The 26014-nt window shown below is 36.7% G+C and carries 21 protein-coding genes; 19 read left to right on the top strand and 2 right to left on the bottom strand.

The features are described from left to right. The first annotated feature begins 208 nt into the window (after window positions 1–208). The 14 genes from SCA31_RS05505 to SCA31_RS05570 all read left to right on the top strand — a co-directional run bounded on the left by SCA31_RS05505 (window position 209) and on the right by SCA31_RS05570 (window position 21012). Window positions 209–805, top strand: a complete 597-nt coding sequence (locus SCA31_RS05505) for a tetratricopeptide repeat protein (RefSeq protein ID WP_106916946.1) — start codon at window positions 209–211, stop codon at window positions 803–805. A gap of 138 nt (window positions 806–943) precedes the next feature. Beyond that, window positions 944–3016, top strand: coding sequence for a T9SS type B sorting domain-containing protein (locus SCA31_RS05510; RefSeq protein ID WP_410695853.1), 2073 nt, complete (start codon window positions 944–946; stop codon window positions 3014–3016). Between the two features lie 112 nt (window positions 3017–3128). Then, window positions 3129–5279 carry a T9SS type B sorting domain-containing protein gene (locus SCA31_RS05515; protein WP_410695855.1) on the top strand — a complete coding sequence of 717 codons (2151 nt, stop codon included), beginning with the start codon at window positions 3129–3131 and terminating at the stop codon, window positions 5277–5279. 152 nt (window positions 5280–5431) lie between these two features. Further along, window positions 5432–7018 carry a replicative DNA helicase gene (gene dnaB / locus SCA31_RS05520; protein ID WP_076353129.1) on the top strand — a complete coding sequence of 529 codons (1587 nt, stop codon included), beginning with the start codon at window positions 5432–5434 and terminating at the stop codon, window positions 7016–7018. Window positions 7019–7108: 90 nt separating this feature from the next. After that, window positions 7109–7585 carry a ribonuclease HI gene (rnhA, locus tag SCA31_RS05525; protein ID WP_410695857.1) on the top strand — a complete coding sequence of 159 codons (477 nt, stop codon included), beginning with the start codon at window positions 7109–7111 and terminating at the stop codon, window positions 7583–7585. A 162-nt stretch (window positions 7586–7747) separates the two neighbouring features. Beyond that, window positions 7748–10015: a T9SS type B sorting domain-containing protein gene (locus SCA31_RS05530; RefSeq protein ID WP_410695858.1), complete on the top strand. Its 2268-nt coding sequence runs from the start codon at window positions 7748–7750 to the stop codon at window positions 10013–10015. Window positions 10016–10109: 94 nt separating this feature from the next. Continuing rightward, window positions 10110–12371: a T9SS type B sorting domain-containing protein gene (locus SCA31_RS05535; protein ID WP_410695859.1), complete on the top strand. Its 2262-nt coding sequence runs from the start codon at window positions 10110–10112 to the stop codon at window positions 12369–12371. A 121-nt stretch (window positions 12372–12492) separates the two neighbouring features. Beyond that, window positions 12493–13119, top strand: coding sequence for an NAD(P)H-dependent oxidoreductase (locus SCA31_RS05540; protein ID WP_410695861.1), 627 nt, complete (start codon window positions 12493–12495; stop codon window positions 13117–13119). Window positions 13120–13148: 29 nt separating this feature from the next. After that, on the top strand, window positions 13149–14720 hold the full coding sequence (nadB, locus tag SCA31_RS05545; RefSeq protein ID WP_410695863.1) for an L-aspartate oxidase: 1572 nt from the start codon (window positions 13149–13151) through the stop codon (window positions 14718–14720). Window positions 14721–14731: 11 nt separating this feature from the next. Continuing rightward, window positions 14732–15592, top strand: a complete 861-nt coding sequence (gene nadC / locus SCA31_RS05550; protein ID WP_410695864.1) for a carboxylating nicotinate-nucleotide diphosphorylase — start codon at window positions 14732–14734, stop codon at window positions 15590–15592. Window positions 15593–15800: 208 nt separating this feature from the next. After that, window positions 15801–18371 carry a TonB-dependent receptor gene (locus SCA31_RS05555; RefSeq protein ID WP_410695866.1) on the top strand — a complete coding sequence of 857 codons (2571 nt, stop codon included), beginning with the start codon at window positions 15801–15803 and terminating at the stop codon, window positions 18369–18371. Window positions 18372–18455: 84 nt separating this feature from the next. Next, entirely contained in the window at window positions 18456–18896 is a 441-nt protein-coding gene (locus SCA31_RS05560) for a hypothetical protein (RefSeq protein WP_410695867.1), read from the top strand. 67 nt (window positions 18897–18963) lie between these two features. After that, the gene (locus SCA31_RS05565) at window positions 18964–19956 is read left to right on the top strand and encodes an aspartate-semialdehyde dehydrogenase (protein ID WP_410695869.1); all 993 of its coding nucleotides are present in this window, start codon (window positions 18964–18966) and stop codon (window positions 19954–19956) included. A gap of 57 nt (window positions 19957–20013) precedes the next feature. After that, window positions 20014–21012, top strand: coding sequence for a cation diffusion facilitator family transporter (locus SCA31_RS05570; RefSeq protein ID WP_410695871.1), 999 nt, complete (start codon window positions 20014–20016; stop codon window positions 21010–21012). A gap of 78 nt (window positions 21013–21090) precedes the next feature. On the opposite strand, the gene SCA31_RS05575 is transcribed toward SCA31_RS05570, so the two are convergent. Continuing rightward, window positions 21091–21537, bottom strand: a complete 447-nt coding sequence (locus SCA31_RS05575; protein WP_410695873.1) for an exosortase F system-associated membrane protein — start codon at window positions 21535–21537, stop codon at window positions 21091–21093. Beyond that, on the bottom strand, window positions 21524–22054 hold the full coding sequence (gene xrtF, locus SCA31_RS05580) for an exosortase family protein XrtF (protein ID WP_410695875.1): 531 nt from the start codon (window positions 22052–22054) through the stop codon (window positions 21524–21526). The genes SCA31_RS05575 and xrtF overlap by 14 nt, the downstream gene beginning before the upstream one ends. Before the next feature lie 257 nt (window positions 22055–22311). On the opposite strand from xrtF, the gene SCA31_RS05585 reads away from it, so the two are divergent. The 5 genes from SCA31_RS05585 (at window position 22312) to SCA31_RS05605 (ending at window position 25831) form a co-directional block, all read left to right on the top strand. Further along, window positions 22312–23328 carry an aminoglycoside phosphotransferase family protein gene (locus tag SCA31_RS05585; protein WP_410695876.1) on the top strand — a complete coding sequence of 339 codons (1017 nt, stop codon included), beginning with the start codon at window positions 22312–22314 and terminating at the stop codon, window positions 23326–23328. Window positions 23329–23343: 15 nt separating this feature from the next. Then, window positions 23344–23760: an ATP-binding protein gene (locus tag SCA31_RS05590; RefSeq protein WP_410695878.1), complete on the top strand. Its 417-nt coding sequence runs from the start codon at window positions 23344–23346 to the stop codon at window positions 23758–23760. A gap of 67 nt (window positions 23761–23827) precedes the next feature. Beyond that, the gene (locus SCA31_RS05595) at window positions 23828–24541 is read left to right on the top strand and encodes an NDP-sugar synthase (RefSeq protein WP_410695880.1); all 714 of its coding nucleotides are present in this window, start codon (window positions 23828–23830) and stop codon (window positions 24539–24541) included. A gap of 59 nt (window positions 24542–24600) precedes the next feature. Continuing rightward, window positions 24601–25302, top strand: coding sequence for a TIGR00730 family Rossman fold protein (locus SCA31_RS05600; RefSeq protein ID WP_109621772.1), 702 nt, complete (start codon window positions 24601–24603; stop codon window positions 25300–25302). A 58-nt stretch (window positions 25303–25360) separates the two neighbouring features. Beyond that, on the top strand, window positions 25361–25831 hold the full coding sequence (locus tag SCA31_RS05605) for a DUF6702 family protein (protein WP_410695882.1): 471 nt from the start codon (window positions 25361–25363) through the stop codon (window positions 25829–25831). Window positions 25832–26014 lie beyond the last annotated feature (183 nt).

Here is a 26014-nt window from a genome sequence, read left to right on the forward strand (position 1 = left end):
TTACATTTATACCCGTTTATTAAAAATATTTCACTTCGTTTATACGCAATTTAAAATCAAAGCGTTATTATTATTACGATCTTCATATAATTTAATAATAAACAAAAAATGCAATATCAAAAAACAACATAGCAGATTCATTAAATATATCTCAAAATCTTTAATTTAACGTTAATAATTTTTTATATTTGCTACAAATATCCCCTTTATGAATAAACTTTTATTTATTTTAGGCTTTTTCGTGACTAATTTCTGGGTAAGTGCTCAGACTTTTTCGGATGAAGCTTTACAGCAGTCTGTCCAGCAGCTCAATAATGCCAAGACAGACAGTGACTATGATACTCTCTTTCATACATTTTCCGAAACTAAAACCTCAGAGAAGTGGAAAGCTAATTACTATGCTGCAGTAGCAATGTATTCCAAAGCTCAATTTTTGTTAACAAATACAACAAACACCCCCATGACTGAACCGAATGAGCTGGCAAGAAAATTTGCAGCACAGGCACTCGCTTCAGAAAAAAACAATGGGGAAATCAATACACTTTTGGGACTCATTCATATCCAAAAAATCAGAATAGTAGCTTCTACAGATCCTCAAAAGGATTTGAAAACAGCGATCGGATATATGACAAAAGCAGATACCCAACTAAAGAATAACCCAAGACTTACCCATTTAAAAGCTGAAATAGCTGAACTTTCCAATAACAAAACTGAAGCTATAAAACTGCACCAAACTGCAGCTAGTGAGTTTAAAGATCTTTCTGCCGGTTCTCCAAACTGGGGTAAACAGTTAATAGAACAATAAACCCAATGAAGACCATGGCTTTTGATCTGAAGAATAGCATTTTATCTTGCAACATTATATCCATTATTTCTTCAGCATTAAAAACAAGAGCCTTTTTCTCACCATCATAGTTTTAATATTTGTTTTAAACATTCTCCTATGAAAAAAATACTACTCATTTTCTTAATAATATTCTCACATATTGCATATGCTCAATCAGATTGTTCAACAGCAATGGCAGTATGTGGAAATACAACTATCTCATACACTCCCAATGGCCATGGAGATACTCTGGAAACCATTGGCGGCTGTCTTAGTAGTGAAAAGTTCTCAGTATGGTACTCTTTTACCATTGCTGCAGGAGGAACTCTTACATTTGAAATTGTTCCTAATGACCTTGGTAATGACTATGACTTCGCAGTATTTGGTCCCAATAAAACATGCGCCACCCGAGGAACTCCTCTTCGTGGATCTTATGCGGTAACAAGTGGAATTACTGGTCTTAACATGACTTCCACAGATTTGTGTGACACTGTAGGTGGAGACAAATGGGCAAAGTATATGGACGTTTTACCTGGTGAAACCTACTATTTAATAGTAAACAACCATAGTGAGTCTGCAAATGGTTTCATTATGAAATGGGGAGGAACTGCTACTTTAGCATCTCCATTTACTGATCCAAACATACAGCCTCATCCATTCAACCCTCCAGGAGTTGCTGGTGCAACCCCTGCAGACCCAAGAGAGGTTCCTATCTGTAGCAATCCTACGCTTTTTGATTTTTCATCTTTATCAGCAGGGATCATCAATGGAAATCCTAACTTCTCAGTTACTTATCACTATAATCAGAATGAAGCTTTAACAGCTAATAATCCTATTACAACTCCTATTAGTGTAGGTATAACAACGGAGTATTATTACAGCATTAGCTATACGGATCCTCTTGATGCCAACAATCCGATAAATAAGTGTAGGCAAACCGGTAAGTTTAAGTTTAAGGATGGAACCATTGTAGCAAAAGACGCCACATTAACCATGTGTAACAACAACAATGCAGGAACAGCTGTGTATGACCTTACCACTGCAGATGTTTTTGCAGATCCTACTGCTACAAAAAAATATTATCCAACAATGCATGACCTGAATGCGGGAACAAACGAGATTACTTCAATCTATCAGTATGTTTCGGCAGAAGGAAAAATATATGTAAAAGTAACTTCTCAATACGGGTGTGTTGACACCGCTGAGATCACTCTTAAATTCTACCCGATTGTTATCGCTAAGAATGCTTTTATGAGAGAATGTTTCATAGAATCAAACCCTTCTACAGCTTTGTTTAACCTAGATAATGCTCCAGTTATCACTCCAGCAGCAGGTATTACAAAGAGATATTTCCCATCTTTAACTGATGCTGTAGATGCTACGAACGAGATTTTAAACCCTACAACTTACACTGCACCAAATGGTGTTGTATATGTAAGAGTAAGTGATACCAGAGGATGTTATACGGTTGTTAAGATCGAGCTAACTGTACTTCCTCCTGTAAAATCTAATGTACTGAAAGACAAAATCATTTGCGTAGAAGACAAAACTACTTTGGATGCAGGACCTGGATTTAAAAGTTACGAATGGAGCACGGGAGCTACTACCCAGTCTATCAAGGATGTGGGAGTAGGAACGTACTGGGTAAAACTGAAAACCGGAGAATGTGTTACTACTCAAACTGTAAAAATATATCCTTCTGAGCAGCCGGTAATAACCAGCATTGATGTATCAAACACAACATTAACTGTAAATGTTATAGGTGGAGCTCCTGAATACAAATACTCCATAGATAATATCATATGGCAGGATTCTAATGTCTTCAACAATATTGCAAGAGGTACTTACAAGGTATACGTAAAAGATGCCTACGATTGTGAGCCTATTGTAGTTTCTGTACTGGTTCCTAATTTGATCAACATTATTACGCCAAATGGAGACGGAGTAAATGATGTATTGGATTATTCAGCTATTGCCGATAAGCAAAATCTGATATTCAACATTTTTGACAGATATGGTGTGAAAATTCACCAAGCTGACAAATCTAACGGATACAAATGGGATGGAACTATTGCTGGTAAAAAAATACCAACAGGTACCTACTGGTATTCTTTAACATGGAATGAGAATGACAAAAAGAACACTCCTTTCAAATTCTCGGGATGGATTATTGTAAAGAACAGAGAATAATTCAGTAGAAATATACCGAAAAAGCCGCTTTTGGCGGCTTTTTCTCTACACAAAAAAAATGACAAAAAAACTATAGACCTCTTAATTTTGTTTCACAAAAATCATTTTAACAATGAAGAAAATATTACTCTTTTTTATTTTACTCATAACACAGACTATTTACTCACAATCAGACTGTGTTTCAGCAATTCCTATATGTGGAAATTCTAATATTTCCTACACTCCTTCCGGAGTGGGGAACATCGTAGAAATCCTTAGAGAAAATGGCGGATGCCTGGGAAGTAATGAAAAGTATTCTGTTTGGTATACTTTCACCGTTTCAACTCCAGGAACACTTGCATTCACCATTAAACCCAATGACCCCGGAGACGATTATGACTTTGCAATATATGGCCCAACTGCTAATGGATGTGCTTCTTTACAGGATGCCAACCATGTGTTTGTACAGCCAATAAGATGTAACTATGATGGTGCTAAGGGAGATACAGGATTGGATATCGCTATGCCTCCTCCTGCTGTATTCCCTACCTTTCCTCCAGGTGCTACCAACAGTATGAACACTGGTAAGTGGTGTCCTTATCTGAATGTTTTACCAGGTGAAACCTACTATTTGATCATTGACAACTGGGATAAATCCCCTAATGGATTTTCCATGATCTGGACAGGTACTGCTAGTTTAAGTTCAGCATTTAATGATCCCGTTTTAGCTCCTTTCCCATTCATCACCCCAGGGGTTCCTGCAGCTGACGCTAATGAACCGAGTAAGGTAATGGTATGCGGGCTTCCTACACAATTCAACTTTTCAACTCTTACTGCGGGAATCATCAATGGAAATAGCGCTGACTTTAAAGTAACTTACCATAAAGATACTAATGACGTTCTTACAGGAGACAATCCTCTTACGATTGAAACTGTAGACGGAGTTAAAACATACTACTACAGAGTTGTATATCACGATCCAAACAACGCCAATAATCCTGCAAACGGATGCTTCATTACAGGGAAATTTAAGTTTGTAGATGTTAGCATCAAAGCTAATGCAGCCTCTACTTTATTTTCATGTAATAACAACTATGCAGGTACTGCCACATTTGACCTTACGACAGCCAATGTATTTACAGGTACAGGAGCCACTATTAAATACTACCCTACTCAGGCTGATCTGAATGCAGATACCAATGAGATTACAACTCCTACCAATTATATTTCTCCGGAAAAAACGGTATATGTGAAAGTAATTTCTTCATTTGGATGTACAGCAACCACTACTATCTTGTTAAAATTCCATCCAACAGTTATCCTAAAAGATGCTCAAATTGAGAACTGTTATATTGAAAATGATATTACCCATTCTACATTCAATCTTACAAAAGCATCTATAGGAGTACCGAATCCGGAACCAACAGGAACGGTAATAAAATATTACAAAACAATAGCTGACGCAAAGGATGAAACCAACCCAATTTCAAATCCAACGAATTACCTTTCAGAAAGTACTATAGTATATGTAAGAGTTAACAATGCACAACAATGTTATTCTATTGCTCAAATAACATTAAAAGTTCTTCCTCCTGTAAAATCCACTGTTTTAAAGGATAAAACCATTTGTCCGGAAAGTAAAACAACACTGGATGCAGGGCCTGGATTTAGCAGCTATGAATGGAGTACCGGCGAAACATCACAATCAATAAGTAATGTTGCCGTAGGTACATATTGGGTAAAACTACAGACAGGAAGATGCTTCACAACTCAGGAAGTAACAGTACGTCCTAGTCTACAACCTGTTATTTCCAATATTGAAATCAGCAATAACAGCTTTACAATTACTGCTACGGGAGGCGTACCTCCTTACAAATACTCTATTGATGGGACAACCTGGCAGGATTCTAATTCCTTTAAAGGATTACCTAGAGGAGAAAACACAGTGTATGTGAAAGATTCTTATAATTGTACACCTATTCAGGTTACGGTTACGGTTCCTAATCTGATTAATGCCATTACTCCAAACGGAGATAACATTAATGATGTAATTGATTATTCAGCTCTATCTTATAAGAAAAACCTTATATTTATTGTATACGATAGATATGGAAACAAGCTTTATGAAGCTAATAAGATCAGAAACTACACTTGGGACGGAACAGCATCCGGTAAAAAAATATCTACTGGAACTTACTGGTATACCATTTCATGGAATGAAAATGACAAAAATAATACCGAAACAAAATACTCAGGATGGGTATTGGTAAAAAATAAAGAGTAAGCTTTTACTCATACCATAAAAAATCACCTCAAATGAGGTGATTTTTTTTATCAACATCACCAATCTCCTGTTTACCGCATTTTCCAAATAAGTGCGAATAATTTGTTGAATACTATTTTTTTAATATTTTCTAAATAAACTATCTTTGCACCATGGCGCAGAAAGAAACATTATCATCCCTTACCCACGGAAACTTTGCAAAAGAGCTATCTATTGCGGATGGAAAAATGCCTCCTAATGCAGTAGACTTTGAAAGGCTTGTTGTAGGAACTTTTTTGATTGACAAAAAAGGTCTTGACCATTCTATTGATCTTCTTACCCCGGAAGTATTTTATGATCCCAGACATCAGGTTATTTTCTCTACCATATTAAAACTTTATGAAGGCAACCATCCGGTGGACTTAATGACTGTGATTCAGGATTTAAAAAAAGATGATAAACTAAGCCAGGCAGGTGGCGATCACTACATCATTGATCTGACCATGGGGGTAAGTTCATCTGCCCATATTGAATATCATGTACGTGTCATCCTTGAAAAATATATTTTAAGAAGTCTTATTAATGTTTCTGCGAATGTAATTGACTCTTCCTATAAAGAATCAACAGACGTTTTTGAACTTCTGGACAAGGCAGAACAGTCTTTCTTTGAGATCACTAACGGAACGATTAAGAAAGGTTTCGATACGGCAAACTCTTTGGTAAAGCAAGCCATAGACACGATCAAATCTCTAAAAGACAAAGAGGGAATTTCAGGGGTTCCATCAGGATTTAGAGATATAGACAAAGAAACCGGTGGATGGCAGAATTCTGACCTTATTATTATTGCAGCCCGTCCGGCGATGGGAAAAACAGCATTCCTTCTTTCCATGGCAAGAAATATTGCAGTGGGGCATCAGATCCCTATGGCTTTGTTCTCGCTCGAAATGGCATCTGTACAGCTTATCACAAGGATGATTGCCTCCGAAACAAAGATTTCATCTGAAAAACTTCGTAAAGGAACCCTGGATGATGAAGAATGGCAAAGACTTTTCTCCAATGTATCCGAGTTGGAAAACGCTCCTTTATATATTGACGAAACCCCATCTCTTTCTATCTTTGACTTCCGTGCAAAGTGCCGAAGACTGGTAATGCAGCACGGAGTAAGACTTATCATGGTCGATTATCTCCAGCTGATGACAGCAGGAAGCAGTGGAAAAGGAGTCGGAAACCGTGAACAGGAAATCTCCATGATTTCACGTTCATTAAAGGCAATTGCAAAAGAACTTAACGTACCTGTAATCGCACTTTCACAGCTATCGCGAAGTGTGGAAACCCGCCCAGGGAAAAGACCTCAGCTTTCAGATCTAAGGGAATCCGGAGCAATTGAGCAGGATGCCGATATTGTATCCTTTATCTTTAGACCGGAATATTATAAAATTACGGTTTGGGATAATGATGATGAAGGACAGGAAACTTCTACAGAAAACCAGGCCGAACTGATCATTGCCAAACACAGGAATGGTGCCACAGCAGATGTTAGATTATCTTTCTTAAAGCATTTTGCAAAGTTTGGTGACATTGAGGCAGCCTTTGACAGCAATGCAGGAGGCGGCTACCCATCCAACTTCGGTGAACCAAGTGGTTTTGATAAGATTAAAACAACCATCCAGCCAGGAGCAGCATTTGATCTTCCGGACAGCTCAAAACTTTCTGGGTCATCTATGAATGATTTTGATGATGATGATGATTTTCCGTTTTAAGATTTTAAAATCCGAATATTGTAATCAGCATTAGGACAATTATAGTCTTGCGACTCTATTAAAGATAATTCAATTTTTATATAATTAAGTTTGAGAATCGAAATTTACACCGATGGTGCTTGTAGTGGAAATCCGGGAAAAGGCGGATATGGAATTCTCATGCGTGTTCCCGAAAAAAACTATCAAAAAACATTTTCTAAGGGTTTTAGAAAAACAACCAACAACAGAATGGAACTCCTTGCAGTGATCACAGCAATGGAAAAACTGAAGTCTGCAGAAAATGACATTCATGTTTACACTGATAGTAAATATGTTGCAGATGCCGTAAACCAAAACTGGATCACAGGATGGATTAAAAGAGGTTGGAAAAATGTAAAAAACCCTGATCTCTGGAAAAAATTCATTGAACTCTACAATAAACACACCCCTACAATGCATTGGGTAAAGGGGCATGCGGGCCATTTTGAAAATGAGCTTTGTGACAAACTAGCTGTTGCTGCAGCGAGTTCTCCCGACCTTGATATTGATACTTATTTTGAAGGATTAGAAAACAACTCCCTCTTTTAATTTAATTAACACAAATCAGCAATTAACCGAATAACATTCATTATTTCATCACAAGAAATGCCATTTAATAAATAATAATTAATTTTTTTAACAAAATTAACATTAAATACATATTTTTTAACTAGGATTTAATATCTTTACTTCATTCTAAATCCCAGTTAAATGAATAAAAATTTATTGTTTTATTTTTCAATTCTTTTATTCTGCCTATCCGAAAATTTTTTCGCACAGACCTATCAACTGACCGGAACCCCCATCAATACGACAGGATGGACTGTAGTACCTAGCGCCACAACCAGCGGAGACTTTGTTATGCTAACCGATGATGTAGGAAACAGTTCGGGAGCAATAAAATTAAATGATCCCATCAATTTAAAGTATTGTGATAAATGGAAAGTAGAATTTGATTTTAGAATTAACGGAAACGGCATACCCGGATTTGGAAAAGGAGATGGTTTTGCTTTTTGGTATTTAGCCAACCCTCCTATTACCAGCCAGCAGGGATCCGGGCTTGGGATTCCACAGAATGCCATAGGCTTTATGGTGGGTTTTGACATTTACAACAATACCACCAGCGCTCAAATGAGCAAGGTACACATTGCGTATGGTGTAGTTCCGAATACAACAGACACGAACAACATTGAGTTTTTCAATACTGCAGGAAGCTCATTCCACTCTCCGGATCTTAACGCTACACAATCTTTTATAGGAGACACTTATAAACATGTAGAAGTAACCGGACAAATTGATCCCATCACTCCTACCAACTGGATTATAACTGTAAAAATAGATGGTAATACAATTACTTCTCAATCATTTGTACCATCAGGAGGAGCTGCAACGATGACTCAGGGATATTTTGGATTTTCAGCATCTACTGGAGGCGCTTCAGCGAGAAACTCTATTAAAAATGTAAAAATATATACTGACAAGGTTCCTATTTTACAAAATTCAACGACTCAATCATTTTGCCCCAATCCTACTACCGGATATGGCAATGTGAATTTAACAAGTTTTAATTCTCAGTTTGTAAACAACCCTGGAAATTACACATTTACTTATTATCCTTTAGGCAGCTCTACTCCCATTAGCAGCCCCGCAAATTATCAATTCAATGCCAATACAACAGTTACCGTTGTTATTAAAGATAACGCCGGAATACTTTGTGATAATCCTGATGGCAAGATTCAGCTTGTACTGGCAGCATTCAAAGCAGAAGATAAAACGCTTACCGAATGTAATAATAACAAGGCAGGAACTGCCACTTTTAATCTAACATCAGCTAACGTAACTAGCGTACCAGGTGTTACTAAAAAATATTATAAAACGCTTAATGATTTAAATACAGGAACTAATGAGATCCTATATCCTGGCAATTATCTTTCTGCTCCCGGAAGCGTGTATGTAAAAGTAACCACTCCACAAGGATGTACAGGTACAGCAAAAATCACCCTAACTTTTTATCCTGAAACTCCTGTAAAAGACGCAACGCTGCAATCCTGCTTTATTGAAGATAATATTTCCAATGCTGTATTCAATTTAACTACCGCAGATATAACTTCATTACCAACGGGTGTCAGTAAAAAGTATTATACTTCTGTAGAAAATGCCCTTAACGGAACCAATGAGATTTTTAATACTCTTCAATATACCTCAACAAGTACTGTAATATACGCCAAGGTAACGGATGCTAATGGATGCTTTTCTATTGCTAAAATTAATCTCGTTGTTCTTCCTCCTGTTAAATCTGTAGTTCTGAAAGACAAAACCATTTGCATTGAGGAGAAAACAGATCTGGATGCTGGTCCTGGTTTTAGTGAATACACCTGGAGTACGGGAGCTACTACTTCATTTATTAAGGATGTAGGTGTAGGAACCTATTGGGTAAAGCTTACAACAGGAAACTGTATTACCACTCAGATTGTAAAGGTATTACCATCTCCTAATCCCGTTGTTTCAAGTATTGATATCCATCACAACACCATTACAGTAAATGCAGCTGGCGGAACATCTCCCTATCAGTACTCTCTAAACGGATCCAGCTGGCAAGTTTCAAACACTTTTATCGGTTTGGCCAGAGGTGAAGTAAAGGTTTTTGTAAAAGACTTCTACAACTGCGTCCCTATTGAAGTACAAATTACAGTACCCAACCTCATCAACGTGATTACGCCAAACGGAGACAACATTAATGATCGCATAGACTATTCTGCATTAGCCTACAAAAAGAATTTACTATTTGTAGTTTATGACAGATATGGAAATAAAATTCATGAGGCAGGCAAAATAAGAAATTTTACATGGGACGGGATGGCTTACGGAAAAAGAGTTCCTACCGGAACTTATTGGTATACCATTTCCTGGAATGAAGACAACAAAAACAATACTGAAACTAAATATTCCGGTTGGGTATTGGTAAAAAACAGAGAATAAATAATCTCCGGAATACATCATTTATAAAAGAAAGAAGCTCAATGATTATATTTTAACATTTTAATACAAATAACAACTTCACAATCTTTCCACTATGAAAAAAAATATACTCTTTTTTTTGTTGGCAGCCTTATCATGCCTCCCTGGAAAATTACTTTCGCAAACATATCAGCTTGCCGGAAATCCTGTAAACACTACAGGATGGGATCTTGTTTCAGATGCTGCTGTAAGCGGAGATTTCATTAGACTCACCACAGACCAAACCAGCCGATATGGAGCTATTAAGCTGTCCACGCCAATCACCCTTAGCTATTGTGATAAATGGAAAGTAGAATTCGACTTTAGAATTGACGGAAATGGAACTACCCAATTCGGACGAGGAGACGGATTTACTTTCTGGTACCTCGCCAATCCTCCCACAGGATTCGTATCCGGAGGTGGATTGGGAATTCCATCAAATGCCTCAGGATTAATGGTAGGCTTTGATATTTTCAACAATACTACAGAGGGCCAAATGAGTAAGGTACACCTTTTATATGGCACCAATAATACTGCGGGTAACAATATCGAATACAATAATACTCCCGGAAGCTCATTCCATTCTCCAGACCTTTACGCTACCCAGCCTTTCGTAGGAGATACTTATAAGCATGTAGAGGTAAATGGAGAAACAGACCTCAGCAATCCTACGAACTGGATTATCAAAATCAGAATTGACGGTATACTTATTGTAGATCAATCATTTGCACCATCCGGAAATGCCATCGGAATGACACAGGGATATTTTGGGTTTTCTGCAGCAACAGGAGGTGCCAGCGCCAGACACTCTATCAAAAATGCCAAAGTATTTGTAGATAAAGTTCCTATTTTAAATAACACCATTACGCCTTTTGTATGTACCAACCCTACTACAGGAAATGGGACAGTGGATCTTACCTCCTATAATTCACAATTTGTCAATAACCCTGGAAATTATCTTTTCACTTATTATATACTAGGTGTTGCTACACCTATTGCTAGCCCCACCAGCTTTCAATATTCAGGAAACACTACCATTAAAGTCGTTATTAAGGATCCTACCTCAACTCTTTGCGACAATGGAGATGGTATTATACAACTTAATCCAACTCCATTCGCTGCCAGTGACGCAAGCCTTACCGAATGTAATAATAACAATGCCGGTACTGCAACATTTGACCTTAATACCGCAGCAGTAACTACCCTGACCGGAGCCACCAAGGAGTTTTATCCAACTTTATATGACCTTAACGCAGGAACCAATCAGATTACTAATCCCAATGCTTATGCGTCAGGACCCGCTACCATCTATGTAAGGGTAACCACCTCACAGGGATGTGTAAGTACTTCCAAGATCACGCTAAACATTCATCCTGTTGTTACGGTGAATGATAGGGAACTAAGATCATGCTTCATTGAAAGTAATCCATCAACAGCTTCTTTTGATCTTACAGGAGCTGCCGTCACACCTACCCCTGTAGGAGTAACAAAAAAATATTATCCATCTTTAACGGATGCTGTTAACAACACCAATGAAATAACCAATGCTGCGAACTATATTGCACCTAACGGTGTTGTTTATGTAAAAGTATTTAACTCAAACGGCTGTTATGCAATAGCGAAAGTTAAACTAACCGTATTAGCTCCGGTTTTATCAAAAGTCTTACAAAATCAAACCATTTGTATGACAGGCAAAACAACATTAGATGCAGGACCTGGATTCAATAGCTACCAATGGAGCACAGGGGCTACAACACAGGTGATCAAGAATATTGGAGTGGGCACCTACTGGGTAAAGCTTAAAACCGGCGAATGCGTTGCCACACAAACAGTAAATGTTTACCCATCTGAACATCCTGTAGTTTCCAATATTGATATTTCAGGAGGAACAGTCACTATATATGCAAATGGAGGAACCCCTCCTTATCAGTATTCAATGGATAATGTTCACTGGCAGGACTCCAATGTATTTTCCAATGTTACCCGAGGTGAGGCAAAAGTATTTGTAAAGGACAGCTATAATTGCGAACCTATTGAAATTAACATTACTGTTCCTAATCTAATCAATGTAATTACTCCTAACGATGACGGTATTAATGATATTATTGATTATTCTGCCTTGGCTGTGAAGCAAAATCTGGAAGTGAATATCTATGACCGATATGGGGTACAGCTTTTCAGAGCAGATAAAGCCAATGGGTACAGATGGAACGGAACGGCTAACGGCAGAAGAGTTCCTACAGGAAATTATTGGTATTCTGTTTCATGGAATGAAAATAATAAAAAGATCACTCCGGTAAAATTCTCCGGCTGGATTGTTGTAAAAAACAGAGAATAATCACTTTCTTATTTATATTAACTTGATCACCCCGTTATTTGGGGTGATTTTTTGTATTAATTAAAAGGATATATTTCATTTAAAAGACTTTTTATTCATATTCAATCCTTAAATTTGTCCTATGAATTATTTGGAAGCTTTAAGCAGAAGATATTCTGTGAAAAAATTTAATAATCAAATCATTCCTCAGGAAACTCTTCATAACATTCTTGAGTCGGGAAAGCTATCTGCAAGCTCGTTGGGGCTTCAACCCTATAAAATCATTATTGTTGAAAGTGAAGAAATGAAGCAGAAGATGATTCCTGCTTTTTATAACCCATCTCAGATCTCCACTTGTTCTCATCTTGTGGTCATTATTTCAAAGAAAATAATAGAAGAGAATTATATCCATGGATATTTTAATCATATTTCTGCAGTAAGGGAAACTCCTTTGGAGAATCTTGATCCGTTCAAAAACAGTATCAATCAGCATATCAATCAAAAAACACAGGATGAAATTTTCAACTGGGCAGAAAAACAGTCTTATATTGTATTGGCCAATCTTATGTATGCCGCTGCTATAGAGAATATAGATTCTTGCCCCATGGAAGGCTTCCGACAGGATCTGATAGAAGAAATTCTGAATGTAAACTCCGAGACAGAAAAAGTAACCGTTACCCTCGCTTTAGGCTACCGTTCTGAGGAAGACCATTTTCAGCACATGAAAAAAGTAAGAAAACCAAACGAAAAATTGTTTAAATTTATTTAATATTAAACGATTGTACCTAAAGCAAGCATATGATAAAAGCGGATGTATTAGTAATCGGTTCCGGTATTTCCGGACTTTCCTATGCCATTAAAGTTTCTGAACAACTCCCTGATGCCAAAATCATCATCGTAACAAAATCTGACGAAGACGAAAGCAATACGAAATATGCACAGGGCGGACTTGCCGTAGTGACAGACTTTCAGAATGACAATTTTCAAAAACACATTGATGATACGATGCGTGCCGGTGACGGAGAAAACAAACGTGATGTTGTAGAAATGGTAGTAAGGGAGGCCCCAGCAAGATTCAACGAAATTGTGGAATGGGGTGCTCAGTTCGATATGAAGAATGGAAAATTTGCTCTGGGAAGAGAAGGAGGCCATACTGAAAATAGAATCGTTCACCATAAAGATATTACCGGATTTGAAATTGAAAGAGCGTTATTGGAAACAGCCAACAGCAGCCCTAACATTGAAATCCTGGACCATCATTATGTCATTGATATCATTACCCAGCACCATGTTCCGGGACAAGAGCTTAACGAAGGAGACATTCATTGCTATGGCGCATATATTTTGGATGAAAAATCCAAGGCCATCAAAAAAATCACCTCTAAAATAACATTGGTAGCCACAGGAGGCGCCGGACATGTTTATAAAAATACAACCAATCCAACCATTGCTACCGGAGACGGAATTGCTTTTGTAGCCAGAGCAAAGGGAAAGGTTTCCAACATGCAGTACTATCAGTTCCACCCTACTGCCCTTTACAATAAGATTGACGGAATGCTATTCCTTATTTCCGAAGCAGTAAGAGGAGATGGAGCTAAACTAAGAACCAAACGAGGCGAAAAATTCATGCAAAAATATGATGAGCGTGAAGAATTAGCATCCAGAGATATTGTAGCCAGAGCCATCGACAATGAAATGAAAATTTCAGGGGACGAATATGTAGGCCTTGACTGCCGTGAAATGAACCAAGAAAGATTTCTGGAACATTTCCCCAATATTTATAAAAAGTGTAAAGACGAAGGAATTGATCCATTCACTCAATTGATTCCCGTAGTTCCTGCCTGCCACTATTTAATGGGAGGAATTGAAGTAGACAGAGACGGGCAATCCTCTATCAGAAACCTTTTTGCTGTAGGAGAATGCACTAACTCGGGATTACATGGTGCCAACAGGCTTGCTTCAAACTCTTTACTTGAAGGATTAGTATTCGGGCATAATGCTGCGATGAAGACTATGGCCTTATTAAATGAAAATAAATTTAACTTCGATGACCTGAAAGCCGTTCCGGAATGGAACGAAGAAGGAATGAAGATCATGGATGAAATGGTCATCGTAAGCTATCTTAGAAAACAGCTTCAGGAGATGATGAGCGATCTTGTAGGTATTGTAAGAAGTAACCGACGTCTGAATATGGCCCTGCAAAAACATCAGGAAATTGCAGCTGCCGTTGATGAAATTTACCACTACTCTATCCTTTCCCCTCAATTATCAGAATTAAGAAATCTTACTACCGTCGCCCTACTCATCATTACCCAATCGATGGAAATGACAGAGAATAAAGGAGCATTTTACAATAAAGACCTAGTCTAAAATATACAATAATGAAAAAACCAAGCTACGTTACCGATAAAGCATTAAAAACTTTTATAAATAATGCCTTAGAAGAAGATATCCAGGATGGGGATCATTCTACCCTTTCCACCATTCCAAAGGATCTGGAACAAAGTGCAAAGCTTTTGGTAAAACAAAATTGTATTTTGGCAGGTGTTGAACTGGCAGAAATTATCTTCACAACTTTTGACAAAAATTTAAAAGTTGAAACATTTCTTAAAGATGGAGACACCGCAAAAGTAGGAGACATAGCCCTTATTGTAACCGGAAGTGCCAGATCTATACTCTCTACAGAAAGACTTGTTCTTAACTGTATGCAAAGAATGAGTGGCATTGCCACCCTTACTCACGAATGGGATACCAGATTAATTGGTACAAAAACAAAGCTTTTAGATACCAGAAAAACGACTCCCAACTTCAGGATATGCGAAAAATGGGCTGTTGCCATTGGCGGCGGAACCAACCACAGATATGGTCTTTATGATATGATAATGCTTAAAGACAACCACATCGATTACAACGGAAGCATCACCAATGCCGTAAAAATGGCAAAAGATTATGTTAAAAAAAGCAAGAAAAAGTTAAAAATTGAAGTTGAGACAAGAAATCTTGAAGAAGTTCAGGAAGCCATCAATGCAAAAGTAGACAGAATCATGCTTGATAATATGGATGTAAACACTATGAATCAGGCTGTAAAGATGATTAACGGCTCTTGCGAATCTGAAGCTTCGGGTGGAATTACCCGTGATATGCTTAAGGAAATTGCTTCTACAGGAGTTACATTTATCTCTGTAGGCGCCCTTACACACTCGGCTGAGAATATCGATTTGAGTCTCAAAGCAGTGAAATAGCGTTGAATTTTTAATAAAAACACCCCCACTTTGTTAGAAATTCAATAACATGACTTTTTTCATGTAAAAATTCAATTTTCACCTACGATACTGGTAATCAATTACTTAATATTATTAAGACTGATTAAAAATTAACATTGAGTTAATAATAGTTAAAATTAATTTTGCGAATTTTGCAGAAAATTAAATCTAATTATTACTAACGATTATGAAATTAATCAACAAATCAATACTAACTGCGGTTATTACTTTATCTACAGCTAGTGTTTATTATGCTCAACAAGTTCAGGATACAGCGAAAGCTAAATCCAAAGATATTGAAGAGGTAATTCTAAGAGGTGTTACGGATATCGCTAAAGATAGAAAAACACCGGTAGCAGTTTCTACAATTAAAGCAGCTCAGATTATTGAAAGACAAGGAAATCAGGAGCTTGTAGAATTGTTAAATACTACACCATCTGTATACGCTACAAAAGGTGGTGGAGGTTTCGGAGATTCACAGCTTACTATGCGTGGGTTTGAATCCAGAAACATCGCAGTAATGGTAAACGGTATGCCTGTTAACGACATGGAAGGAGGTACTGTGTACATGTCTAACTGGACTGGTTTATCAGACGTAACCAGTACGATGCAGGTACAGAGAGGTCTTGGTTCTTCTAAATTAGCAATTGCTTCTGTAGGGGGAACAATGAACTTCTTAACACGTTCGGCTGACATGAAACAAGGTGGAGCTGTTAGATTAGGTATCGGTAATAACGATTTCTTAAAAACTTCATTCGCTTACAATACAGGTAAAACTGAAAACGGATGGGCTGCTTCATTCTTGATGGCAAGACAAGCAGGAGGTACTTACGTTCAAAATACAGATTACGAATCCTATACTTATTTCTTTGCATTAGGATATCAGCCAAGCAAGAAGCATAACTTACAGTTTATGATGACTTCTTCTCCACAATGGCACGATCAGAGATCTTATGCTCCGGCTTTAGGTAGTTATATTTATTATAACCCTGACAAAGACGGTACTCCATACAGACCTTATAACTCTGACTATGGTTATTATACTTCAGCAGACGGAAGAAGAACGAACATAGCCAATGCTATGAACTATTATTCTAAGCCCGTAATGATGTTGAACTGGGATTGGACAATCAGTGACAAATCTACTTTAAGTACGGTAGCTTACATGTCTAACGGACGTGGTGGTGGTGCCAGAAACCAAGGTAAAGTTGGAGGAAAAGGAATGCAGGACTTTGTTGATGCTGAAGGACACTACAACTTTAACTCAATCTATGCAGCCAACGGAGTGGTAACGCCAGCAATAGGTGCAGCAGGAAATACATTGATACGTAGCTCAAGTGTGAACTCTCACAACTGGTACGGGATCTTAATGAACTTCCAACACAAGATCAATGATAACTGGAACTTCTCTGTAGGTACTGATGACAGATACTACTATGGATACCACTATCAGGTAGTTTCTGATCTATACGGAGCAAAAGGTTATACAGATAGTTTCAACAAAAACTTACCTACTAATAATATTGTTCGTAATACTTATGACTACCAAAAGTTAAACTGGAACCCGTTCGGTGGATCAAATGCACCAATGGAAGACAGAATTGCTTTCAGTAATGATGGTGAGGTATTATGGTACAGTGGTTTCGGACAAGTAGAATATACTTCTGAAAAGTTAACTGCTTATTTACAAGGTTCCGTTTCAAACCAGGGATACCAAAGAATTGATGACTTTGTAAAGCCTGGAACTGTTCAGCAAGGGCAAACTGTAAACAGAAAAACAGGATTTAAAAACCTTTTTGGTTATAACATTAAAGGGGGTGCTAACTATAACATCAACAATAACCACAACGTATTTGCTAACGTTGGTTACTATAGCAAGCAGCCTTTGATGAACTCTGTGTACCCAAGTAACCAGCAGGTAGTTAACCCTAGCTTAACTAATGAGAAAATTTTCTCTGTTGAATTAGGTTACGGATTCAAAACATCTAACTTCAATGCGAAAGTTAACGTATACAGAACTGAATGGAAAGACAGATGGTTCAGAAGAGGAAGTGTAGACTTCGGAAACGGAATCAGAGGATATTCTGAAATCAGTGGAATTACTCAACTTCACCAGGGTATTGAAGCGGAAGCGGTTTATAAAGTAAACAGATTCCTAGAATTACAGGGGATGTACTCTTGGGGAGATTACAAATACAAAGGAAATGCATCTGGATCTAACTTTCAGGATGACAACACTCCAATTGCAACAAACGGATCCAATACATCTACTCTTTACCTAGACAAAGTAAATGTAGGAGGAACTAACAACAGTGTTCCACAAACAACAGCTTCATTGGGAGCAACAATTACACCGGTAACAGATCTTAGAATTTATGGTACTTGGCAGTATGTTGGAAAAGTATATTCTGCAATGAATGTGAATGACTTTACAAAGCCAGGAAATGAAGCTTTAAAATTACCTGATTTCAACTTATTCAACGTAGGAGCATCTTACAAGATTAAACTGAAAAACGAAAGTCAGTATTTCACAATTGGTGTGAATGTTTATAACTTGTTTGACACTACTTATATTCAAGATGGTGTAACTAACATCAAGACTACAGATCTAATTAATCCTAAAGCTAAAGCTGGTGATGCTGATTTTGGAATCACCTACGAAGCAGCAGGAAGAACTTACAAAGGTATTGCTGACGGAAACAGAGTTTTCTTCGGATTCGGAAGAACCTGGTCTACAACTTTATCATTCAACTTCTAATTATCACAATATTAGATTTTATAAATATGAATCCCGGCTTTGAGCCGGGATTTTTGTTATCTTTGTGTACAAAAAAATAGGATTATGGATTTTTACAAGATTTTTCTTAGTGCACACAAAGGATTCGGGTATTTGGAACTTCTTTTAGTGGCATTATTTATCATTGCACTTTTAGCTACTATGTTCGGCTTCAGTGGAAAAGTGAACAAATTTTTAAAGAAGACGACTCTCTTCACGATGATTTTCTTCCACGTTCAGTTTTTATTAGGAATATGCTTGTTATTCATATTTTCTCCAGGTTTCAAAGCTGCTTTAGATTCCGGAACATTAATGAAAGATGCTTACAGCAGACAAACATTTGTTGAGCATCCCTTTTCTATGCTTATTGCGGCAGTATTGATGACCATCATCAACAAAAAAGTAAAATCCAATGATACTATTTCTTTAGGAATAGTGATTATGGGACTGATTGCAGCAGGTTTATTTGCATTCGCATTCCCTTGGGTAAAAGTCTTTGGGGCTTAAAATAGATAAAGAAATTATATGCGTTATAATTTATAAATAGTTTAATCTTAAATTTTTAATTAAATCAATGAAAGTAGCTGTAGTAGGTTCAACAGGAATGGTTGGACAAGTTATGCTTAAAGTTTTGGAGGAGAGAAACTTCCCTATAACAGAATTAATTCCAGTAGCATCTGAAAAATCTGTAGGTAAGAAGGTGAAGTATAAACAGAAGGAATTTACTATTGTAAGCATGAAGGACGCTATAGCTGCCAAACCGGATATTGCGATCTTCTCTGCAGGAGGCTCTACTTCCCTTGAGTTTGCTCCTTTGTTTGCAGAAGCAGGAACAACGGTTATCGACAATTCTTCAGCTTGGAGAATGGATCCTGATAAAAAATTGGTTGTTCCGGAAATCAATGCTGATGTATTGACCAAAGAAGACAAGATTATTGCAAATCCGAATTGTTCTACCATTCAATTGGTGATGGTTTTAGGACCATTGAACAAAAAATATGATTTAAAAAGAGTGATTGTTTCCACTTACCAGTCTGTAACAGGAACAGGTAAAGCAGCTGTAGATCAATTAAACGGTGAAATCAGCGGTGATGATTCTATCGCTAAGGTATATCCATATCAAATCTTCAAAAATGCACTGCCTCATTGTGATGTATTTGCGGATGATGATTATACTAAAGAAGAAATCAAGTTGATGAAAGAGCCTAAGAAAATTCTGGGTGATGATACATTCAACTTGACAGCAACAGCAGTAAGAGTTCCGGTTCAGGGAGGTCACTCAGAAAGTGTAAACATCGAATTTGAAAATGAATTTGAGCTGGATGAAGTAAGAAAGATCTTATCTGAAACCCCAGGAGTTGTGGTGATGGATGATGTTAAAAACAACCACTACCCGATGCCTTTCTATCTGGAAGGAAAAGACGAAGTCTTCGTGGGAAGAATAAGACGAGATCTGTCGCAGCCCAAAACGCTCAACCTTTGGATCGTAGCAGATAACCTAAGGAAAGGAGCCGCAACAAACGCTGTACAAATTGCAGAATACCTTGTAGCAAACAACTTAGTATAAACTAACAAAATAAAAAAGAGTCTCAAAATTGAGATTCTTTTTTTTATCAAACACTTTATGAATACCCCGAAAAACACCCATAAAGACAAAATAGGGTTCCAAAAGATCATTGCAGTATTTGGCGTAATCCTTTTTATCGGAAAAATCATTGCTTGGAAGTTAACCAATTCCGATGCTGTATTCTCCGATGCCATGGAAAGTATCGTGAATGTCATTAGTGCATTCATGGGACTTTATTCTCTTCACCTTGCAGCAAAACCGAAAGATGATGATCACCCATACGGTCATGGTAAAGTAGAATTTGTTACTTCCGGTATCGAGGGAGCCTTGATAGCCATAGCAGGCCTTATGATCATTTATGAGGGAGTCCATAGCCTTATTGTAGGAAAGACGCTCAGCAAGATCGATCTAGGGATCTGGATTATTGCAGCCACAGCTGTTATCAACTACCTTTTGGGTTATATTTCCATAAAGAAAGGAGAAAGAGAAAATTCTCTGGTACTGATCTCTTCCGGAAAACATCTGCAATCAGATACCATTACCACTCTGGGGGTAGTTATAAGCTTAGTGATTGTATATTTTACAAAAATCTATTGGCTGGACTCAGCTGTAGCATTAATTTTTGGACTTTACATCATCTTTGTAGGCTATAAAATCGTTCGCAAGTCATTAAGCGGTATTATGGATGAACAGGATCCGGAAATATTAAATCAGATTATCAGAATCCTTGAAGAAAACAGAAGAACAGAATGGATTGATGTACACAATATGAAAATTCAGCAATTCGGAGCTTCCCTTCATATTGATGCTCATATTACACTTCCCTGGTATTACAGCCTGCGTGATGCTCATAATGAAATGGAAAAAGTCATTCTTCTTTTGGCAAAAAATATTAAACGCAGCATTGAATTCAACTTCCATATGGATGATTGTAAACCAATCTCATGCTCTGTTTGCCAGATCAAAGAATGCCCTGTTCGGGAAAAGGACTTTGTGAAACGCGTAGAATGGACTCCAGAGAATGTAACCAGTGTAGATAAGCATACTGTAGAATAATCTAAAACAAAGAATATAAAGAGGGCTGAGAAAGCAAAAATGTAGACTAGACGCTAATCATTACGTGCTTTCTCAGCTTTATTTGTTTCTATACGACTTTTCCATCATCTGTTTTCGATAATAAAACATTGGAATGATCAATAATATAATCAAAGGTTGTATTACAAATCTTCTCATATAGAATGAAAAAAGATATCCTATTTCAAAATGGTTATAAATACAATACAGATAAATGGATAAAGAAATTGCAAAAATGATCACCATCATAATCGCTCCCTGTATCGTCCATTGTCTATTTTTAAACAAACCTTGAATAATCAAACAGGAAAACAATAGATTGAGGATAAATCTAAACAAGTGTCCCAGAATTAATTTTCCCCACTCGAATATGGGAAACTCAATATTTTTATTGGCTTCATGAAAATAACCCAAAAAGGGATCATAGAAAAGTTTTTCCTCTAACACCCTTATTCCTATCAAACCACAGATTCCGGAAATAACTAAAAGCCAATTAAGAATTTTCATGTTTTAAAGCAAAGAATTTAATCCAAACAAGCCAAAGTAGAACCACACTTCCATAGATAACAGCAGGAAAAACAAAGTCATGAAACATTTTTCCATACTCCTTATGATCTACCATTACAATGTTCAGACCTACGATCCGTAAAAGATTCATAATGTAAAGTAAAACCAGACTTACTCCTACAAAAACAAAGGTCTTTGAACCTTTATAAAATGCAAAAACAAAAGACACAAACAAGATGATCACAGAGATTGCATTACACCCCTCCACCATTCTTGTTGCATACTGGTTCTTTACATAGAACCAAACCTGTTCATTTTTAACATCATCATAAAGCTTTGTCGGATACGCTATAACATTTTGTACACCACTCACCTGATCAGCAATTATTCTAGAAAAAGGGTCCAAACCTAAAGCCTTATTAGCATTCAGATAAAATTGATAAGCAAAAAGCAACACCAGATAAATAATGATGAAGCGAAGTAAAATACCTAACACCGGCTTAAAGTCCTTTAGCATACTGCAAAGATAAAAATTAGACTGTAATTATATGAACTCAAAGTAAGAAACTTCAAACATAAGATAGAAAGCCAGTTACAATAGAATAAAATCCACTATTGAGTGATAAATTATAAAAAAAATTCTTAGAAATTTCTGAAATACAAACCATTTCAGAAAATCATAATATATCTCTTCCTGCTTTTTGAGAGCCTCTTAAAACTATCCATATCCTTTATTTCCAACTCATGTTAAATTAGTATATTTGTTTCCATATTATGACTTCTGAAAACGCAAAAAGATTTTTTGAAAACCAACTTGGTAAGAAATCCACTGAATTCATCACACTAGCCCAAAGCGGTTCTGCGAGGGTAAATTTTCTGGCCGTAATCTCTACCGAAAAATACATCATTACCTACAATGAAAATATTCCAGAAAATGAAAGCTTTCTGTATTATTCTCAGGTATTCTCAGAATTAAACCTTAATACACCTGCCATACTATCTATTTCGGATGACAGGAAAATGTATATACAGGAATTTTTGGGAGAAAAAACTCTTTCGGAGGTAATTACCAAGCAACATGTTTCACCAGAGATAAAATCATTGGTACAGCAAACCCTGAAAAAACTTTTCCAGCTGCAGATGAAAACCCAAGGGAAAATTGATTTCTCCAAGACATTTGAATATGAAAGTTATGATGAATTGCCAATCATTCATGACCTCTATTACTTCAAGAATTTCTTAGCCGATGTTCTGGAACTGGAATACAACAAGTCTACCCTACTAAAGGAATTTAAAAAAATGGCCTCCCTTGTAGAAAGTCTGGAACCTAAAGGAATTATGATCCGCGATTTTCAGGCGAGAAACATCATGGTGAATGAGAAAAATGAAGTTTCATTCATCGACTACCAATCAGCGATGAGAGGTCCTTTAATGTATGATGTCATCTCATTTCTTTTTCAGGCCAAGGCAGATTTCCCTCAATACTTTAAACATGAAATGCTGGATTTTTACATTCAATTATTTGAAAACCAAGAAATCCAGGTTCAACTAAAGAATTCAGTGAAACCCATTCAGATGATGAGATTCCTTCAGGTATTAGGAGCTTATGGCTTTAGAGGCTTGATCCAAAGGAAACAACATTTTATGGCAAGTCTGGAAAAAGGAATTCAAAACATCACTCAGTTCGTATCTTCATGGGAAGGAATGGATCATTATCCTGAACTTTTTAAGCTGATTCAACAACTCGATACGGATAAAGCCAAACAAAAAATTAATACTATTTTAAAGTAAAAAATAATATAGAAAATGCTACACATCGACATACACAGTTTTTCATACAAGAAAGGAGGAATTCCTAAGGATGACTCAGGAAACGGAGGAGGTTTTGCCTTTGACTGCAGAGGAATCCTAAACCCGGGAAGAATTGAAGAATATAAAATCCAAACCGGAAACGATATTGGTGTTCAGGAATATCTTGAAACAAAAACTGAAATGCCTAAATTTTTAGAGCTGATAAAGTCTCTCGTATCTATCAATATTGACGATTACCTTGAAAGAGGTTTTGAAAATCTACAGATCAATTTCGGATGTACGGGCGGACAGCACAGATCTGTATATTCTGCAATAAAAATTGCTGAATTCATCAAGGAAAAATACCCGAATGGAACGGAAGTAACCATCCACCATGATGAACAACCACAACTAAACACCAGTAATGAGTAATGAGCCATAAGTAATATTATACTTACTTATTATAAACTCACTATTCATCACGTATTACTCATACTATATGAAAGCTCTAATTTTCGCCGCAGGAAAAGGCACCAGACTTAAACCGTTTACAGATCATCATCCTAAAGCATTGGCAAAAGTGAATGATGTTCCGCTTTTGGAAAGAAATATCAAGTATCTGAAAAGTTTTGGTATACAAGATTTTGTGATTAACATCCATCATTTTGGAGATCAGATTGTTGATTTTTTGAATAAAAATGATAACTTCGGATGTAACATTGAAATCTCGGATGAAACCAACGAATTACTGGAAACCGGAGGCGGCTTAATTTTTGCTAGAAAATTTCTCGATCATGGAGAAGATTTTCTAATCATGAATGCTGATATTTTAACCAATATAAACATCAATGCATTGGTAGAATATCATAAAAAGATAAAAGATTTTGCTACTTTAGCAGTTTCGGACCGTGAAAGTTCGAGAAAACTTCTTTTCAATGATGACATGGTTTTAAGAGGTTGGCTGAATGTACAGACTGGAGAACAGAGACTTGCAGAATTCAACAAAGGATTTAAAGCTCTTGCTTTCAGTGGTGTTCATTGTATCAACCCTACCATCTTTGAAAAAATAAAAAGGAAAGGCAAATTTTCTGTTATGGAAGAATATCTGGATCTGATGCAGACCGAACATATTCACGGTTTTGTACATGACAGTCTTCTTATAGACGTTGGAAGACCAGAATCTGTAATAGAAGCCGAAAAACATTTTAAATAAATTTTGTAATGGGAATTGATGGAACGAGGGATGAAAGTTTAGTAAATCCGGAATTTGATATGAACGAAATAAAGCTACACGACAGTTTCAGACAAAAAACTTGGGACGAAACCGTTACCAAGGACAGCTGGATGGTCTTCAAGATCATGGCTGAATTTGTGGATGGCTATGAAAAACTGGCAAAAATTGGCCCATGTGTTTCTATATTCGGTTCAGCACGTCTGAAACCTGATAATAAATACTATGAAATGGCGGTAGAGATTGCTGAAAAGATTACAAAGCTAGGCTTCGGAATTATTACAGGAGGAGGCCCAGGAATCATGGAAGCAGGAAATAAAGGTGCTTTCAATGCCAACGGAAAATCAATTGGACTCAATATTGATCTTCCTTTTGAGCAGCATTTCAATCCTTATATCAACAAGTCTTATTCTATGAATTTCGATTACTTTTTCGTGAGAAAGGTAATGTTTGTAAAGTATTCTCAAGGCTTCGTGGTGATGCCCGGAGGTTTTGGGACTTTGGATGAACTGACGGAAGCAATGACGCTGATTCAAACCAATAAAATTGGTAAATTTCCGATTGTATTGGTAGGAAGTGAATTTTGGGGTGGATTACTGGATTGGTTCAAAGCAACACTCCTAAAAGAAAGTATGATTGCAGAAGATGATTTGGATCTTTACAGAGTGGTAGACACTGCTGATGAGGCAGTAGCACACATTAAAGCTTTTTATGATAAGTATTCTGTGAATGTAAATTTCTAATTGGCATATTATTTGTGAACTATAACTAGCAAGAATGATTGTAAATCTATTAATTAAGATGAAAAAACTTTTATATATATCAGGAATTTTAACATTTTTTGTGTTAATGAGTTTTATGTATGTAGACTTTTTCTCTTCAATGACCAAGGTGGATTATATTGATGGAAGCAAGACATTGAAGTTTACCACAAAAATGAATACAAGCCATATCTCTGATGCTATTAAGATCAATCCGAGCACAGCCGGATTTGAAGCAGAAGTAAAAAAATATGTGAACAATAATTTTGATGTATTTGTAAATGGTGCTCCCAAAACAATTACTTTCACCGGAAGTCAGATAAGCGGAGAAACAGTATGGGTATATTTTGAAACCGGAGGAGTTTCAGATATCAATACCTTAAAAATTAAAAATACAATCCTCCTAAATGCTTTTCCTAAACAGATCAACCTCGTGAACATTGCCTACAAAGGCAGTCAGAAAACGATGAACTTCCAAAGAGGAAAAGAAGTAAATGAAGTATCTTTTTAAACAAATAATTTTGTAATATAAAAAACCACTGCAAATGCAGTGGTTTTTTATATTGTAGCCCAGATTCAGGAATCTCATATTCGTTCTTTAAGAGTTCTAAAACCATCAGGATTAGATTAATTTTAAATACATAAAACAGCATCCCTGCATCTTTAAGAAAAAGACATTTAAAGTCTACTCAAT

This window comes from Chryseobacterium sp. SIMBA_028, from assembly GCF_046535285.1.
Classification (GTDB): Bacteria; Bacteroidota; Bacteroidia; order Flavobacteriales; family Weeksellaceae; genus Chryseobacterium.